Raw genomic sequence first — 16,058 nt, forward strand, 5'->3', positions numbered from 1 at the left:
TATTGCCCCCGTCGCCTTGCGGCTGATCGATGCACGCGCCCGGTCGGGCCGCCACATCACGGCAAGCCTTGACGCCAGAACCCCGGGCGTCAGGACCACACGCTTTTGCCGTCCGCGGACGTCCCTCCCCGGACATTCGAGAGCTCGCGCGTGCTCGCCCCCGACGCCGAAAACAAACGCTGTGACCGCGCCGTGTCGTATCGCGGATCGTGATGGCTCACGAGGGTTGCCCGCCCTGCCATCACCTCACGCGCCGGCGCTGCCGCGTCCATCGCCTCCCGGCTCACGTATCGTGACGATCGCGAAACGCCCCTTTGGCGGGCCGGGATGGAATGCGGTTTAGCCGAAACAATAATTTCGGTCAATCAGAATATTTTGCGGCACCGCCTCTTGACCTGCATCTGGCGTGTTTTGCCCGTCGGGCGACGCGAGGAATTGGGGCAAAAGGCACGGCGCACGCGGCGCATCGTCACCACGGAGCTCGATCGGGCCGGAGCACCCACCTGGGTTACTCCAGAACCTGTGCGCGCTGGACAATGGCGGCTTCTTCGACATCATAATCAAATAGCCACCTGCGGAACGCGGCGAAGTCCGCGACTTCGCGATCGCGTTGTCCGAGGTCCTCATATTTGGAATCGTAACGCAGGCCATTTTTCCGTGCCTCCGCCTGAATGACGTCGGTGCGAACGCGGCGCATCTTTTCGTATTGCGGCAGGATCGCCGACACGTCGGCCGGTTTCCGCCCTTCGAGAAGGACCGCCAATGCAACGCCGTCTTCGATCGCCTGGTTGGCGCCCTGCCCCAGATGCGGAAGCATGGCGTGAGCTGCATCGCCCAGCAGCGCAAGCCGCCCATTGGTCCACGATTGCAGCGGTTTGCGGTCATACAAACCCCACCAAAAGCAGCTCTCGATGGCTTCGAGCAGTCCCACGACGGGCGCATCCCATCCGACGAAGGCCGATGCGAGCTCGTCACGGTCTCCGACTGCGGACCAAGACTCGGCCTTGGCGTCCTTGCTGGGGACAAAGCCGACATAATTCAGCAGCCGGCCGGCGCGCACAGGAAATACGATGAAGTGCTTGCCCTCTCCCATCCAGACCTGGTGGGCTGCCTCTCGCCATCCGGGAAGCTTGTCGCTGGCAATCAAGCCGCGATAGGAGCGCACACCGGAATATTCGGGCGGCTTCGGCTCGACCACATATTTCTGCAAGGCAGAATGTATGCCGTCGGCGGCGATCACGACGTCGGCCTCGGCGGTTTCCCCGTTCGCGAATGTCAATCTCGCCGCCGCGCTCTGCTCGAATCCGACGCAGCGATGGCCGGTGCGCACGAACTCACCTGGAAGATTCGCCGCGAGCACGTTCAGCAGATCAGCCCTGTGCATGCCATACAACCCGTTCCAGCCGCTCGAGTCGGTCGTGATGACAGTGCCAACCTTGGTGCCGTCGGAGCGGCAATATTGTGATGCCTCGCCGATCCTGGCGCCGACTTTGGCCAGAGCCGGCCCCATCCCCATTCGCTCGAGTTGCCGCAAAGCGTTCGGAAAGATCGACACGCCGGCACCTATTTCGCCAAGCACGTCCGCCTGCTCGAAAACCGTGACCTCGACACCCCTTCGAGACAGCGCGCATGCCGCTGAAAGACCGCCTATTCCGCCACCGACGACGGCTGCCCGAAGTCTCATTCGTATCCTCTCGCTTGCCAAGGATCGTATTACTTCGCCGCACTCTTCAAATTGACGAGGCGGTTGATTTGCTCGATGCGCGCTCGCTGCCGCTCGATGGCCGCAGAAAACTCAACCGGCGTGCTGCCGAGGACTTGTGCGCCACTTGCCTCTATTCGGGAGCGGACAATGGGGTCGGCCGCCACCGCCTGCACGTCCGCGGAAATCCTGTCGCGCAGCGCCGGAGGCATGTCGCGCCAGCCAAAAAGACCGGCAAGACCCTCGATTTCCATTTCAGCAAAGCCGGCCTCGGCGACCGTCGGCACGTCGGGCAAGCTGGGTTGGCGTGCGGGACTCGTGACGGCAAGTATCCGCGCCTTGCCGGCAGCGACCGGAGCCCTGACCGCCAGCAGGGCATGGGACAGGATCTGGACACGCCCCTCGCCAAAGTCGGCCTGCTGAGCCGTTGCATCCCGGTACGGAACGTAGACCTGCTCGAGCGCGTGCCGTACCAGCATCGCCGCGTACACGAAATGCGGCAGGCTCGGCCCCGAACTCCACGACAGCTCGCCCGGTTTCGACCGGGCCAGTTGCATCAGCTCCTGCAGTGAGCGCACCGGCAGACGGTCCTGAACCGCGATGACCAGGATGGAGCTAGCCGTCGAAGCGATCGGCACCATGTCCCGGGACGGGTCGTAGGGAAGCGAGTCTTGCAAGAGTGGGTTCACGGTGAGCATCGAGGCGGTCCCGTAGAGAAGGGTGTGGTCGTCCCTGGCGTTTGCAAACGCACCGCCACCGACGACGGCATCGGCGCCGGGCCGGTTCTCGACGACGACAGGCTTGCCCCAACGCTTGGCCAATCCGTCGGCATAGAAGCGCGCGCTCACATCATTGGCGGAGCCTGCGGCGAACGGCACGATGATCTTCACGGTGTGCACCGGCCAGGCGTCGTCACCCCGACAGGCGGGCGCGGTCGCCACAACGGTTCCGCCCAGAAGCATCGTTAAGGCAATGACATTTCGAAGGTTTCGCAACCGCATCAGCTTTCTCCCTGAGAGAGCCTGGCAGAGGGCAAGCATGGACAAATTCCAGCAAACCATGAAAGGGGGCTCGCCGTCCTGAAACTGTCATGAAATTAGCCTGAAACTTGCCGCTCCGGACGGAGCGTCGTTCGGGTAAGATCAGGACATGAAGCTGATTTTCGGCTCTTGGACGCTCGACCTGGAGCGGCTGTGCCTGCTTGGGCCGGCCGGCGAGATCAAGCTGCGGCCCAAGAGCTTCGAAGTGCTGCGCTATCTCGTCGAGCGCGCCGGACAGACCATCACCAAGGACGAATTGATCGCGGCCATTTGGCCAAACGTCACCGTCACCGATGAGTCGCTGACCCGCTGCATCAGCGATATCAGGCTGGCGATCGGCGACCAGGCGCAGCGCGTGATCAAGACCCTGCCGAAGCGCGGCTACCTGCTCGAAGGACCGGTGTCGCACGATGACAAAGCCGGTAGCCCGTCACGCCGATTCTCTGGCGACTTTCCCTCGATCGCGGTTCTGGCCTTCGTCAATCTCTCGGGCGATCCAAATCAGGATTATTTCTGCGAAGGCATCACCGAAGACATCATCACCGAACTCTCGCGGTTTTCCGAGCTGCTGGTGATCGCCAGGAATTCGTCGTTTCAGTACAAGGGCCGAAGCATCGACGTCCGCCAGATCGGGAGCGAACTCGGGGCGCGTTACATCCTCGAGGGAAGCATTCAAAGGAGCGACGGTACCGTTCGGATCACGGCGCAATTGATCGACGCCGCAACGGGTACGCACCTGTGGGCGGATCGATTCGACCGGACGCTGGGTGACACCTTCTCGATCCAGGACGAAATCGCACGGATCATTTCCGTCAAACTGGCCGTCCATATCGACGATGCGGAGGCGCATCGGCCGCTGGGCAAGCCCACGGCGAACTGGGACGCATATGACTACTTCCTGCGCGGCAACCACATGATGAAACGATTGCTGACAGGAGAGCCGGTCGACGCGCTCTACAAGGCTCGAAAGCTCCTCGAACGTTCCATTGAACTGGATTCCGCGTTCGCTCGTCCGTGTGCGGTGCTCGCCCGCAGCTACACCGTAACGTGGATCAATCCCGTCAATCAGGAACACCAGAGGACCGAAACCTTGCTGCAGGCGTTTGAACTCGCCCGACGAGCCATCGAACTCGGTCCGAACGAACCGTTCGGGCACGATGTCCTGGCCACTGTCGCCCTATTCCAGCGCGATCGCGCGGCGTGCCTGGCGGCCTGGGACAGGGTGTTTGCTCTCAATCCCAACTTTTTCGACTGGCGGTACGGCCAATGCCTGGTGCTGTTTGGCGAACCGGAAGAGGGTCTGGCCGCCCTTCGCCGCTATATGCGGCTCGATCCCTTCTTTCCGCCACAGGCATTGATGACCGAGGGGCTCGCACATTTCATCCAGCGGCGATACGAGGACGCACTTCCTCCGTTTCGAGAAATGGTCGCTCGCGCGCCGAAGTTCCGCAACGGCCGCATGTTGTTGGCCGCGACCTACGGGCACCTCGGAAAGACACGCGAGGCAGCCCCCCACATCGAAGCCCTGCTCAGGCTGGAGCCTGACTGCTCGCTGATGAAACTATCCGGGCAGCGTTATCTTCAGTCTGCCGAGGATGTCGTTCACTACCTCGATGGACTGCGCAAGGCAGGCGTGCCTGAACGATGATGGGGATGTCGCATCAGTCAGCGCCGGCAAGTTGGCTGAACGAGAAGCACTCACTTACTCGCAACGATGCAGCCCCAAAGTGTCCCGTCCGGAAGCGGCAACGACGCCCAATTTCGCTGGCGCCCTCTGCCCATCCTACGAGCCGGCCTTACGCCGGCACGATCACCTTGCCGATCGGCCAGAGCGCGATGCCGGCGAGCTTGAGGTGCGCCCAGGCGAAGGGGATGCCGATGATGGTGATTGCGAGCACCAGCGCCGTCAGGAGATGGCCGAGCGCGAGCCACCAGCCGGCGAGCACGAACCAGATGATGTTGCCGATCACCCCGAGCGGGCCGGTGCCGATATCCTCGATACCGGTGACGTCGTAGCGGTTGACCGCGCGCGAGCCGAACGGCAGCAGCGTGTAGACGGCGATGTTGAATGCCGCCCGCGCCCAGGGCAGGCCGACGATGGTGATGGCCATGATGACCGCGGCGATCAACCAGCCGAACGCCATCCAGGCGCCGCCGATGAGGATCCAGAGGATGTTGAGGAGGATGGAAACGGGGGTCATGGGATGATCCGTTGGACGATGACGCCCTCTATATAGGATCGAAATCTGTCTCTGCTAAGACGGCAAGGTAGCCCGGATGAACGAAGCGAAATCCGGGACTTAACTCTCACCGTCCCGGGTATCGCTGCGCTCACCCGGGCTACCGCCCTTCAAATTTCGGCTCCCGCTTTTCCATGAACGCCTTCATGCCCTCGGCCATGTCCTGGGTTTTGAACAGCGGCAGCAGCTGGAGATAGACGTGGTGGACGTGGTCGTGGAATGTCTCGTTGAGGCCCATCCGCATCATCCGCTTGGAGGCCTGCACCGCAAGCGGCGCGTTGGCGGCGATCTCGCGGGCGATCGCGGTGGCACGGGTCATCAGCTCCGCGTCCGGTACGACCTCGTTGGCGAGGCCCCATTCGAGGCATTCGCGGGCACTGAGGGTGCGGCCGGTGAAGATGAGCTCGGACGCCTTGGCCCAGCCGAGCATGCGCGGCAGCAGCCAGGTGCCGCCGGATTCCGGCACCACGCCGCGCTTGACGAAGGCAGCGGCTAGTTTCGAGGACTCCGCCATGATGCGGATGTCGCAGCCGAGCGCGGTGTCCATGCCATAGCCGGCCGCGCCGCCGTTGACGGCGCAGATGGTCGGCTTGTCCATCGCCTGCAGGACTGTCGGCGGCGTGTTGCGCAGGTTGATCGTGGTTGGCGACGACGCGGCGCTGAGGCCATTGCCGTCGCGCTCTTTGCGCAGATCGAGCCCGGCGCAGAACGCCCTGCCCTTGCCGGTGATGATCACGACGCGGACGTCCTTGTCCTCGTTGGCTTCGGTGAGCAGCCGCGCCAGATCGTTCAGCATCGGCCCGGAGATGGTGTTCATGCGTTCCGGCGCGTTCAGCGTGATGGTCGCGATGTGATCGGCGGTCTCGTAGAGGACTTCGTGGGTCGCAGCTGCCGCGTCGTTCATGGAGGTCCCTTCCCTGATCGGTTCTGTAACCCGGATCAACGAAGCGACATCCGGGACTCGACTCTCATATCGGCCCGGCTATCGCTGTCGCTCATCCGGACAACGGACTGTCAGATCTTCCGACCCGCCTGCTCCCAATAGGGATCGCGCAGGCGGCGCTTGAAGATCTTGCCGGAATCCTCGCGCGGCAGGCCGCTGCGGATCTCGATGTGCTTGGGCACCTTGTAGTCGGCCAGATGCGCCTTCAGCGCGGCACGAACGCCGGCGGCCTCGAGCGTGACGCCGGCTTGCGGCTCCACCACGGCCATCAGTGCCTCGCCGAATTCGGCGTCGGGGATGCCGAACACGGCGCAATCATGCACGCCGGGAACGGCATGCAGCACGGACTCGATCTCGGCCGGGTAGATGTTGACGCCGCCCGAGATCACCATGTCGCGCTTGCGGTCGCAGATGAAGACGTAGCCGTCCTCGTCGATATAGCCGACATCGCCGGAGGTGATGAAGCCGTCGCGGTCGATCTCGGTGCGCTTCTCCGGCTTGTTGTGGTAGGTGAAATCGGCAAGCTCGGCCATGCGGGAATAGATCTCGCCGATCTCGCCTGTGCCGAGCACACGGCCGTCCTCACCGAGGAAGCGCAACTCGGCACCGGGCGAGATCTTTCCCACCGTGCCGGGCTTCTTCAGCGCGTCCTCGGATGTCGCGAAGGTGACGGCGCTGGATTCGGTCGAGCCGTAGAATTCGTAGATCACCGGTCCCCACCATTCGATCATGGCGCGCTTGACGTCGGCCGGACAGGGCGCTGCGGCATGGATGACATGGCGCAGCGAGGAGACGTCGTATTTCTTGCGTACCTGCTCGGGCAGCTTCATCAGGCGGATGAACATGGTGGGCACCATGAAGATGGTGTCGATCTTGTACCGTTCGATCGCTTCGAGAAATTCTTCCGCTTCGAAGCGCGGCATCAGCACCAAGGCGCCGCCGAGCTTGCCGGCGCGGATGCCGAACGAGTTCGGCGCGGAATGATAGAGCGGGCCCGGCAGCAGCGCGCGGGCCCCCGGCTTCAGCCCGTAGATCATCGCGCGCATGCGCTCGCCGGCCGCCTGCTGCTCCGGCGTCGGCGCGTTGCGCCGCACCCCTTTGGGGTGACCTGTGGTGCCTGACGTGTAGATCATGTTCATGGGCTGCGGCACGACTGGCCCGTCATAGGGCTGGTGCTGCGCGAGCCAGGATTCGAAATCGATCGCGAAGTCGGGCGTCGTCAGATGACCCGGATCGATCTTATAATTGGACAGGATCTCCGGCGGTGTCGGCACACTGAGCACCGTGACGCCCTCGGGAATCGCATCGCGCAGGCCGTGCAGCATGTCGGCATGCCCGATCAGCACGGACGTGCCGGTGTCGCCAAGGATGTAGTTGATCTCCTCCGGCTTGAAGTGCCAGTTGATCGGCACGCCATAGGCACCGAGCCGCATCGCGGCATAGGCCGCCTCCAGGAACGCGATGTCGTTGCGCATCAGCATGCAGACGCAATCGCCTGGCTTGACGCCGATCCTGGCGATGCCGGAGGCGATGCGGTCGGCACGGGCTGCGACTTCGGTGTGGGTGCGGCGGCGATCGCCGGAGACGATGCCGTGGAAGTCGGAGGTTTCGCTCATTGTTGTTTTCCGATCTTTCGTCGGGTTGAGAAATGGGTACCAGTCAGATCGTCATTCCGGGGCGATGCGAAGCATCGAACCCGGAGTCCATTTGGCGACAGAGCGTGCGGCTCGATGGATTCCGGGCCTGGCCTCCGGTGCATCCCGGAATGACAGAAAACTAATCCGCATACTTCGCCGCGCGCTTCTCCAGATTGGAGCGCACCGCCTCGGTCTGGTTCGGGCTGCCGATCAGCTTCTGCTGCTCGACGGATTCCGCGAGCAGCGCCGGACCCGGATCGACCGAGAGATTGTTGAGCAGCCGCTTGGCGGCGCGGATCGCATCCGGACTCTTGCCGGCGATCTCGCGCGCGACCTCGAGCGCCGCCGCGCGCGGGTCGTCGCAGATGCGGGTGGCGAGGCCGTAGGTCATCGCTTCCTGCGCCGAGAAGATGCGGCCGGTGTAGGTGAGATCGCGCAAGATGTCGTCGCGCACGAGGCTTGCCAGGATCGGCGTGCCGGCCATATCGGGCACGAGGCCCCATTTGATCTCCATGATCGACATCCGCGCATCCGCGGAGAGGAAGCGCATGTCGGCGCCGAGCGAGAGCTGGAAGCCGCCGCCGAAGGCGACGCCATGCACCGCTGCGATGACGGGCACCGGAAGCTGGCGCCAGCCCCACACTGCCTGCTGCGGGAAGTTGGCCTGGCCATGCGTGCGCTTGGTGAGATCGCGATTTTCGCCACCCGGAATTCCGTTGCCGCCCTTCTCCTTCATGGCGGCAAAACGCCCCATGTCGAGCCCGGCGCAGAAGGCGCGGCCCTCGCCTGAAAGCACGACGGCGCGCACGCTCTTGTCCCTTGAAAGCCGGTCGGTGGCGGCGACAAGCGCCTCGAACATGGCCTGATCCAGCGCATTCATCTTGTCCGCACGCACCAGGCGCACGTCGGCGACGCCTTCCGAGATCGAGATCGAGACGCGCTCTTCCATGGACGAATTCTCCCCTAGTTCTTGCCTGTTCTTGTTCAGTGCCGCTTTACAGGACGCTGGCGGCCGGATTTAGTCAATCGACCAATTAACTGACAATCCGTACGGGAGAAACAGCCATGTTCAAGGAAAATCTTCTGGCTGGACGGCGCATCCTCGTGACCGGCGGCGGCACGGGCCTCGGCAAGTCGATGGCGGCTCGCTTCCTCCAGCTCGGCGCCGAAGTGCACATCTGCGGCCGGCGCAAGATCGTGTGCGACGAAACCGCGACCGAGCTGATGGATCTCCATGGCGGCCGCGTCACCAGCCACGGCGTCGACATCCGCAACGCGCTCGCGGTCGAGGAGATGGTGGAGACCATCTTCCGCGACGGCGGCCTCACCGACCTCATCAACAACGCCGCCGGCAATTTCATCTCGCGCACCGAGGAGCTGTCGCCGCGCGGCTTCGACGCCGTCGCCAACATCGTCATGCACGGCACGTTCTACGTGACCCAGGCGGTCGGCAAGCGCTGGATCGCGGCCAAGCAACCCGGCAACGTCGTCTCGATCACCACGACCTGGGTGCGCAACGGCTCGCCTTACGTGGTGCCGTCGGCGATGAGCAAGTCGGCGATCCACGCCATGACGATGTCGCTCGCGGCCGAATGGGGCCGCTACGGCATCCGCCTCAACACCATCGCGCCCGGCGAAATTCCGACCGAGGGCATGAGCAAGCGCATCAAGCCCGGCGACGAAGCCGGCGCGCGCACCAAGGCGATGAACCCGATGGGCCGCGTCGGCACCATGGAGGAGCTGCAGAACGTCGCGGTGTTCCTGATCTCCGGCGGCTGCGACTGGATCAGCGGCGAGACCATCGCGATGGACGGCGCGCAGGCGCTCGCGATGGGCGGCAATTTCTACCAGCTCCGCGACTGGAGCGACGACGACTGGAAGACCGCGCGCGAGAGCATCATGGCGCAGAACGAGAAGGACCGGGCGAAGCGAGGATAGTGCTCTCTCGTGCCCCGGACGCAGCGCAGCGCGTCGCACTTGCGACGTGATGCGTTGCTGAGCCCGGGGCCCAAAACGCTAGATATAAGAGAAGAATGGGTCCCGGCTCTGCGCAGCAGCGCTCCGCGCCGCAGCGCGTCCGGGACACGAGACCGCGGATGATTTGCCCCATCTTGTCTTCACCCGCGATTGCCCCCACACTCCCCCGCACAAAAACAAGACGCCACGGGAGAAACATGTCCACACAGAAATTGGCAACTCTCGCCGACATCGTGCGCGAGCGCGCCGGGAGCCGCCGCGATGCCATCGCCTACGAGTTCGAGGGCCGCCTCACCAGCTTCGCCGAATTCGACGTCAGGACCAACAAGGTCGCCAACGCATTGATCGCGATGGGCGTCAGACATGGCGACCGCATCGCCTATCTCGGCAAGAACAGCGACATCTATTTCGAGCTGCTGATGGGCGCGATGAAGGCCGGCGTCGTGATGGCGCCGGTGAACTGGCGGCTCGCCGGCCCCGAGGTCGCCTTCATCGTCGAAGACTGCAAGGCGCCGGTGCTGTTCGTCGGGCCGGAATTCATCACGCAGGTCCATCAGATCAGGGATCAGATCCCGGGCGTGCGCACTGTCATCACCACCGAAGGCGGTGCGCCGGAATGGCAGGATTTTACGGCCTGGCGCGATGCGCAGAGCGGCGATGATCCGAAGGTGGCGATCGACACCAAGGACATCGCGATCCAGCTCTACACCTCGGGCACCACGGGCAAGCCGAAGGGCGCGATGCTCTCGCACGCCAACTTCCTCAACCTGGTGCAGTCAGGCAATGCCGAGGACAAGCCGGAGTGGAACCGGTGGTCGACCGACGACGTCTCGCTGGTCGCGATGCCGGTGTTCCACATCGGCGGCTCCGGCTGGGGCGTGATGGGCCTCTATCACGGCGCCCGCGGCGTGATCGCGCGCGAGTTCGATCCGACCAAGGTGCTGGACTTCTTCGAGCACAGCGGCATCACAAAGCTGTTCATGGTGCCGGCAGCGATGCAGTTCGTGGTACGGCAGCCGCGCGCCAAGACGGTGGACTTTTCACGATTGAAATACATGCTGTATGGCGCCTCGCCGATCCCGGCGGCGCTGCTGAAGGAGTGCATCGAGGTCTTCAAATGCGGCTTCGTGCAGCTGTACGGGATGACGGAGACCACCGGCACCATCGTCGCGCTGCCGCCTGAAGATCACGTCGAGGGCCTCGAGCGGATGCGTTCGGCCGGCAAGGCGCTGCCGGGGGTCGAGATCGCGATCCTGGACGCCGACGGCAAGCCGTTGCCACCACGTGAGGTCGGCGAGATCGCGACGCGGTCGGGCTCGAACATGGCGGGCTACTGGAACCTGCCGGAGGCGACCGCTTCGACATTGCGCAGCGACGGCTGGCTGCGCACCGGCGATGCCGGCTACATGGACGAGGATGGCTATCTCTACATCCACGACCGCATCAAGGACATGATCATCTCCGGCGGCGAGAACATCTATCCCGCCGAGGTCGAGAGCGCGCTGTGCGATCATCCTGACGTCGCGGAGGCCGCCGTGATCGGCGTGCCCGACGACAAATGGGGCGAAGCGGTGAAGGCCGTCGTGGTGATGAAGCCGGGCAAGGAGGCGACCGCCTCCGATATCATCAATTTCACCCGGACGCGCATCGCCGGCTTCAAGACGCCGAAGAGCGTGGAGTTCCTGCCGGCGCTGCCGCGGAACCCGTCGGGAAAGATTTTGCGGCGGCAGCTGCGCGAGCCGCACTGGGCGGGGAAGGATCGGCGGGTGAATTAGGACGAGGTGCCGTAGGGTGGTTAGCCGCAGGCGTAACCCACCTCTTTATTTTCCGGGGTGACGGAAGTGGTGGATTACGCCTGCGGCTAATCCACCCTACGAGAGCGGTGCAAGCCTCAATGCTTCCCCGGCCCCATATATCCGAACAAGAACCCCGCGACTTTCCGCATCTGGATCTCCTCGCTGCCCTCGGTGATGCGGTAGCGGCGATGGTGGCGGTAGATGTGCTCGAACGGCTTGTGGCGTGAATAGCCCATGCCGCCATGGACCTGCATGGCGCGGTCGGCGGATTCGCAGCAGAGGCGGTTTGCCCAGTAGTTGCACATCGAGACGCGGTCGGAGAGCGTGCGCTCGATCTGCTCCTCGGTGAGCTGGTCCATCTCCCAGGCGGTCTTGCGGATCAGCAGGCGCAGCATCTCGGCTTGCGTCGCAAGCTCCACTAGCGGGAACTGGATCGCCTGGTTCTCGGCGAGCGCCCTGCCGAACGGCTTGCGCTCGCGCGCATATTTCACGCTTTCGTTGATGCAGTAGACGGCAGCGCCGAGCGAGCTTGCAGCCTGCCGGATGCGGTTCTGATGCACGAAGCACTGCGCCAGCGACAGGCCGCGGCCGACCTCGCCGAACAGTGCATCTTCCGGGACGAACACGTCCGTAAAACTGACGCGCGGATGATCGGTCGGCATGTTGAAGGTCCACATGTATTCCTCGACCTTGACGCCATGGCTCTTGGCCGGCACCAGGAAGCACGTGATGCCGCGCGCGTCGCCGTCATTGCCACTCGTACGCGCGAACAGCGCGCAATGCGTGGCAACATGCATGCCGGTGGTCCACATCTTCTCGCCGTTGATGATCCAGCCCTTGACGTTGTCGCGGGTCGCGGGCACCGCGCGCGTCTCCATGTGGGTGGCGTCCGAGCCGTGATGCGGCTCGGTCAATCCAAAGGTGATGCGATACTTGCCCTTGATCGAGCCGTCGATCATCGCCTTCTGGTCGTCGCGTCCGTAGCGGTCGAGCATGGTGACGACGGGGAAATTTCCGACGACGGAGTGCTCGTTCTGGAGATCGTTGTGCAGGCCGAGGCCTTTTGCGGCGAAGTGCTCGCGGATCACGGCCATCCAGAGGTTGGAGCCGTCCTTGCCGCCATATTGCTTGGGCACCGGAAAGCGCAGATGCCCCGCGGCATCCGCGAGGTCCTTGGCCTTGCGCAGCAGCGCCTCCCATTCGTGGCGCGGCAGGCCGCCGTTCTCGAAATCGGTGCGCGCCCATTCGCGGCGATGATCGAAGAAGCGGATGTTGTCGTCGGCCTCTTCCAGCGGCTTGATCTCGCGTGCGATGAAACGGTCGAGCTCTCCGAGATAGGCGACGAGATCGGCTGGCAATGAGAAATCCACAGGTTCTCTCCCGGATTGATTTTATCGTTTTGCGTTAAGGCGCTAGGCGCGCTTTTGCTTCGCACGATTAAGGTGAGAAGAGCGCGGCCAAGTCAAGCAATGCGAGGCGTGCCGGATGCGCAAGGCGCACCCACGCAATTCGATGGTGCTTGAGCGTGGGCGCGCGGTAGTATGGCGCCAATATTCCTTCGAAAGAAAATCCGGGAGCGCGCGATGGAGCTGAAATTTTCCAAGGTGGAACGCAAGGGGCCGATCACGATCGTGACGCTGTCGCGGCCGGAGGTCTACAACGCCCTGCACACCGATGCGCATTTCGAGCTGCAGAAGGTGTTCGACGATTTCTCCGGAGATCCCGAGCAATGGATCGCGATCGTCACAGGCAGCGGCGACAAGGCGTTCTGCGCAGGCAACGACCTGAAGTGGCAGGCGGCGGGCGGCAAGCGCGGCTGGGACAAGGGCGGCTTTGCCGGCCTCACTGCGCGCTTCGACTGCGACAAGCCTGTTATCGCGGCGGTGAACGGCGTCGCGATGGGCGGCGGCTTCGAGATCGCGCTCGCCTGCGACCTTATCATCGCCTCGGAGAACGCGACCTTCGCCCTGCCTGAGCCGCGCGTCGGCCTCGCCGCGCTCGCTGGCGGCCTGCATCGCCTGCCGCGGCAGATCGGCCTCAAGCGCGCCATGGGCATGATCCTCACCGCGCGCCATGTCAGCGCCAAGGAAGGCCTCGAGCTCGGCTTCGTCAACGAAGTGGTGCCGCAGGGCGGGGCACTCACCGCCGCGCTGCGCTGGGCCGAGACGATCGCCAAGAACTCGCCGATGTCGATCCGGGCCTCGAAGCAGGCGATCCAGAAGGGGCTTGGCGTCTCGCTGGAGCAGGCGATCGCGGAGCAGCGCGAGTACCCGGCGGTGCAGGCGATGGTGGCCTCGCAGGATTACATCGAGGGCCCGAAGGCGTTCTCGGAGAAGCGGCCGCCGAAATGGGTGGGGAAGTGACCGGGCTTCTCTCCGCTCGTCATTCCGGGGCGCGTCGACAGGCGCGAACCCGGAATCCATTAGGCGGCAGAACGCGCAGATGAATGGATCCCGGGTTCGTCGCTGTGCGACGCCTCGGAATGACGGCGGATGGAGCGTCGTTTACCCGCCCCGCCCCAGTTCCCGCTTGTAGGACGCGTAGTTCGGCTGATCGACGGCGAGCTTGTCCATCGTGGTCGCCCACAGATGCTCGGCGAGGCCGGGGGTTGCGAGATCGATCTCGCCTTTGGCGATGCGATCCGCGAGCGCGCGGTTGAGATCCGTCACTGATCCGTCGATTCCGAGCAGCGCGCGCAGCCGCTCCACTTCCGCAGCATCACTTCCCTCTTCCCGCGTCAATTGCCTTGTCACGAGGTCGAGGATGTTGATGGCGACGCGGAGCTTGAAGGCCTGGTGGCCGGAGATCAGCGGGGTGATGTCGCTCCGCAGAAAATCGGCGACCGATTTGGTCAGCTCGATCGGGGTCGGCTCGTCCTGCATGGCTCAGCTCCCGCGCGGCGATAGCAGCCGCAACAGATCGATCTCGGTCTCGCTGGCGCGGCGGCCGATCATGGCGCGCTCCATCGAATGGTCGGGGCCCTCGCGAAACCGCTGCATCATGCCGCCGCACATGATGCCCCAACGCAGCGTGCCCATCACTTCCCAGAATTCGACGCGCGTCGGATCGACCTTGCGGCCTGCGGCTTCATAACCCGCAAACAGCTCCTCACGCGAGCCAAAACCGCCGACAGGCTTGTCGATCTCGCCGAAGCGCCACGAATTGACGCAGACCCAGCCGAGATCCTCCATGGGATCGCCGAGATGGGCGAGCTCCCAATCGAGCACGGCGCGCACGCCGTCGGCACCGATGATGAGATTGCCATTGCGGAAATCGCCGTGCACCAAGGTCGTCTCGACCGAGGGGCCAGGATCGTGGTCGCGCAGCCAGCGCAGCGCCAGCTCGAACACGGGCTTGGGCCAGTTCAGGCTGCGATAGTCACGCTCGAACTCGGAAATCTCCTGCGTCGCCGACCTGCTGCGCAGTTCTGGCAGCTTGTCCTGCGGCAGCCGATGCAGGCCGGCGAGAATGCCGCCGATCTGGCGCGCCAGATGCGGCCGCGCCGCCGCGAACTCATCGTCGCGCAGAATCTTGCGCGCGATGGTCTCGCCTTCGACCCGCTGCATGATGAAGCCGGTGCCGAGATCATCCTCCGGCACGAGCACATGCATCACGCGCGGCGACGGCACACCGGCCTCATAAGCGAGCTGCATCAGCTGCGCTTCAGCCCCAAGACCCGCCGCGCGCGTCGGCGCAGCGCCGTAGCCTTTCGGCGAGCGGCGCAGGATCGCACCGATCGCACCGTCGGGATGGGTGATGTCGAAGCGCCAGGTTTCCTGGCTGGCGCCGCCCGACAATTTGGCCGCGCCGATGACGCCGGTCGCGCCCTTGCACCAGCGCTGGACGCTGCGGGAAAGCTCGGCCTCAATCATTTGCCTTTGATCATTTGCCTTTGAACTGCGCGGGCCGCTTCTCCAGGAACGCACCGACGCCCTCGCGGAAATCCTGGGTGTCGCCCGCACGAAGCTGGCATTGGAATTCGAGATTGAGCTGATCCTCGAAGGAATTTTCCGGGCTGTCCCAGTAGAGCTTGCGGATCAGCGACAGCGCCACCGTCGGACCGCTGGCGAGGTCGCGCGCGAGCTTCATCGCCTCTTCCATCAGCACGCCGTCGTCATAGACGCGGTTGACGAGGCCCCATTCCAGCGCCTTCTCGGCCGGCAGCCGCTCGCCCATCAGCGACAATTCGATGGAGCGCGCGCGGCCGACCAGCCGCGGCAACAGCCAGGTCGAGCCGCAATCCGGCACGAGGCCGATGCGGCGGAAGGCTTGCAGGAAATAGGACGAGCGCGCGCACAAGATCATGTCGCCGAGCAGCGCGAAGCTCATGCCGGCGCCGGCGGCCGGGCCATTGACTGCGGTGATGATGGGACAGTGCAGATTGCGGATACGGCGGAGGAAGGGATGGAAACCGGTCTCCAGCGTCAGGCCGGCCTTGGTCTTCTTCGACTGGTTGTTGCGGCCTTGCAGATTGGCGCCGGTGCAGAAGGCGCGGCCCGCGCCGGTCAACACCACGCAGCGCACCTCGTCCTTCTTCTCCTCGATCGTATCGAGCGCTTCGGAAAGACCGCCCAGCATGTCCACGGAGACCGCGTTCATCACCTCCTGATGGTCGAGCCTGAGGATTGCGACCGAACCATCGAAATCGAGCGTGACGTGTTTGAACTGCATGGTTTCCTCGTGAGTTGCGGCCTGCGCCAGTTTCGCAGACCGGAATTCGTTT

General features: G+C 64.1%; 14 protein-coding genes. 4 read left to right on the forward strand and 10 right to left on the reverse strand.

The annotated features are described in order from the left end of the window. Positions 1-508: 508 nt before the first annotated feature. The gene (locus tag RPS27_RS35385; protein ID WP_313755094.1) at positions 509-1,684 is read right to left on the reverse strand and encodes an FAD-dependent monooxygenase; all 1,176 of its coding nucleotides are present in this window, start codon (positions 1,682-1,684) and stop codon (positions 509-511) included. A 29-nt stretch (positions 1,685-1,713) separates the two neighbouring features. Continuing rightward, entirely contained in the window at positions 1,714-2,703 is a 990-nt protein-coding gene (locus tag RPS27_RS35390) for a tripartite tricarboxylate transporter substrate binding protein (protein WP_212065275.1), read from the reverse strand. A gap of 148 nt (positions 2,704-2,851) precedes the next feature. On the opposite strand from RPS27_RS35390, the gene RPS27_RS35395 reads away from it, so the two are divergent. Then, the gene (locus RPS27_RS35395; RefSeq protein WP_212065276.1) at positions 2,852-4,390 is read left to right on the forward strand and encodes a winged helix-turn-helix domain-containing protein; all 1,539 of its coding nucleotides are present in this window, start codon (positions 2,852-2,854) and stop codon (positions 4,388-4,390) included. 148 nt (positions 4,391-4,538) lie between these two features. Here RPS27_RS35395 and RPS27_RS35400 read toward each other — a convergent pair whose 3' ends face one another. The 4 genes from RPS27_RS35400 to RPS27_RS35415 all read right to left on the reverse strand — a co-directional run bounded on the left by RPS27_RS35400 (position 4,539) and on the right by RPS27_RS35415 (position 8,511). Beyond that, positions 4,539-4,943, reverse strand: a complete 405-nt coding sequence (locus RPS27_RS35400) for a YccF domain-containing protein (protein WP_194407043.1) — start codon at positions 4,941-4,943, stop codon at positions 4,539-4,541. Between the two features lie 139 nt (positions 4,944-5,082). After that, entirely contained in the window at positions 5,083-5,886 is an 804-nt protein-coding gene (locus tag RPS27_RS35405) for an enoyl-CoA hydratase/isomerase family protein (protein WP_212065277.1), read from the reverse strand. 110 nt (positions 5,887-5,996) lie between these two features. Beyond that, positions 5,997-7,541: an acyl-CoA synthetase gene (locus tag RPS27_RS35410; RefSeq protein WP_212065278.1), complete on the reverse strand. Its 1,545-nt coding sequence runs from the start codon at positions 7,539-7,541 to the stop codon at positions 5,997-5,999. A gap of 160 nt (positions 7,542-7,701) precedes the next feature. Continuing rightward, entirely contained in the window at positions 7,702-8,511 is an 810-nt protein-coding gene (locus RPS27_RS35415; protein ID WP_194407040.1) for a crotonase/enoyl-CoA hydratase family protein, read from the reverse strand. Positions 8,512-8,627: 116 nt separating this feature from the next. On the opposite strand from RPS27_RS35415, the gene RPS27_RS35420 reads away from it, so the two are divergent. Together RPS27_RS35420 and RPS27_RS35425 are read left to right on the forward strand one after the other, a co-directional pair. Further along, the gene (locus tag RPS27_RS35420) at positions 8,628-9,500 is read left to right on the forward strand and encodes an SDR family oxidoreductase (RefSeq protein ID WP_194407039.1); all 873 of its coding nucleotides are present in this window, start codon (positions 8,628-8,630) and stop codon (positions 9,498-9,500) included. Between the two features lie 236 nt (positions 9,501-9,736). Continuing rightward, positions 9,737-11,314: a fatty acid--CoA ligase gene (locus RPS27_RS35425; RefSeq protein WP_212065279.1), complete on the forward strand. Its 1,578-nt coding sequence runs from the start codon at positions 9,737-9,739 to the stop codon at positions 11,312-11,314. A gap of 116 nt (positions 11,315-11,430) precedes the next feature. Here RPS27_RS35425 and RPS27_RS35430 read toward each other — a convergent pair whose 3' ends face one another. Next, entirely contained in the window at positions 11,431-12,705 is a 1,275-nt protein-coding gene (locus RPS27_RS35430; protein WP_212065280.1) for an acyl-CoA dehydrogenase family protein, read from the reverse strand. A gap of 213 nt (positions 12,706-12,918) precedes the next feature. Between RPS27_RS35430 and RPS27_RS35435 the strand changes: the two genes are divergently transcribed. Further along, positions 12,919-13,698, forward strand: coding sequence for an enoyl-CoA hydratase-related protein (locus tag RPS27_RS35435; RefSeq protein WP_212065281.1), 780 nt, complete (start codon positions 12,919-12,921; stop codon positions 13,696-13,698). Between the two features lie 141 nt (positions 13,699-13,839). On the opposite strand, the gene RPS27_RS35440 is transcribed toward RPS27_RS35435, so the two are convergent. The 3 genes from RPS27_RS35440 to RPS27_RS35450 are packed head-to-tail and all read right to left on the reverse strand — an operon-like array spanning position 13,840 to position 16,006. After that, positions 13,840-14,217, reverse strand: coding sequence for a DUF6285 domain-containing protein (locus tag RPS27_RS35440; protein WP_194407035.1), 378 nt, complete (start codon positions 14,215-14,217; stop codon positions 13,840-13,842). Between the two features lie 3 nt (positions 14,218-14,220). After that, the gene (locus RPS27_RS35445; protein ID WP_211417745.1) at positions 14,221-15,207 is read right to left on the reverse strand and encodes a phosphotransferase family protein; all 987 of its coding nucleotides are present in this window, start codon (positions 15,205-15,207) and stop codon (positions 14,221-14,223) included. Positions 15,208-15,217: 10 nt separating this feature from the next. Beyond that, complete coding sequence (locus RPS27_RS35450) at positions 15,218-16,006, reverse strand: enoyl-CoA hydratase/isomerase (RefSeq protein WP_211417746.1); 789 nt, start codon at positions 16,004-16,006, stop codon at positions 15,218-15,220. Between the last annotated feature and the right edge of the window lie 52 nt (positions 16,007-16,058).

This window comes from Bradyrhizobium sp. WYCCWR 12699 (genome assembly GCF_032144035.1).
Lineage (GTDB): Bacteria > Pseudomonadota > Alphaproteobacteria > Rhizobiales > Xanthobacteraceae > Bradyrhizobium.

Coding starts and splice junctions, on each gene's coding strand:
- RPS27_RS35400 (WP_194407043.1), bottom strand. CDS start 4,943: ATGACCCCCGTTTCCATCCTCCTCAACATCCTCTGGATCCTCATCGGC.
- RPS27_RS35445 (WP_211417745.1), bottom strand. CDS start 15,207: ATGATTGAGGCCGAGCTTTCCCGCAGCGTCCAGCGCTGGTGCAAGGGC.
- RPS27_RS35450 (WP_211417746.1), bottom strand. CDS start 16,006: ATGCAGTTCAAACACGTCACGCTCGATTTCGATGGTTCGGTCGCAATC.
- RPS27_RS35425 (WP_212065279.1), top strand. CDS start 9,737: ATGTCCACACAGAAATTGGCAACTCTCGCCGACATCGTGCGCGAGCGC.
- RPS27_RS35405 (WP_212065277.1), bottom strand. CDS start 5,886: ATGAACGACGCGGCAGCTGCGACCCACGAAGTCCTCTACGAGACCGCC.
- RPS27_RS35440 (WP_194407035.1), bottom strand. CDS start 14,217: ATGCAGGACGAGCCGACCCCGATCGAGCTGACCAAATCGGTCGCCGAT.
- RPS27_RS35395 (WP_212065276.1), top strand. CDS start 2,852: ATGAAGCTGATTTTCGGCTCTTGGACGCTCGACCTGGAGCGGCTGTGC.
- RPS27_RS35410 (WP_212065278.1), bottom strand. CDS start 7,541: ATGAGCGAAACCTCCGACTTCCACGGCATCGTCTCCGGCGATCGCCGC.
- RPS27_RS35390 (WP_212065275.1), bottom strand. CDS start 2,703: ATGCGGTTGCGAAACCTTCGAAATGTCATTGCCTTAACGATGCTTCTG.
- RPS27_RS35385 (WP_313755094.1), bottom strand. CDS start 1,684: ATGAGACTTCGGGCAGCCGTCGTCGGTGGCGGAATAGGCGGTCTTTCA.
- RPS27_RS35435 (WP_212065281.1), top strand. CDS start 12,919: ATGGAGCTGAAATTTTCCAAGGTGGAACGCAAGGGGCCGATCACGATC.
- RPS27_RS35420 (WP_194407039.1), top strand. CDS start 8,628: ATGTTCAAGGAAAATCTTCTGGCTGGACGGCGCATCCTCGTGACCGGC.
- RPS27_RS35415 (WP_194407040.1), bottom strand. CDS start 8,511: ATGGAAGAGCGCGTCTCGATCTCGATCTCGGAAGGCGTCGCCGACGTG.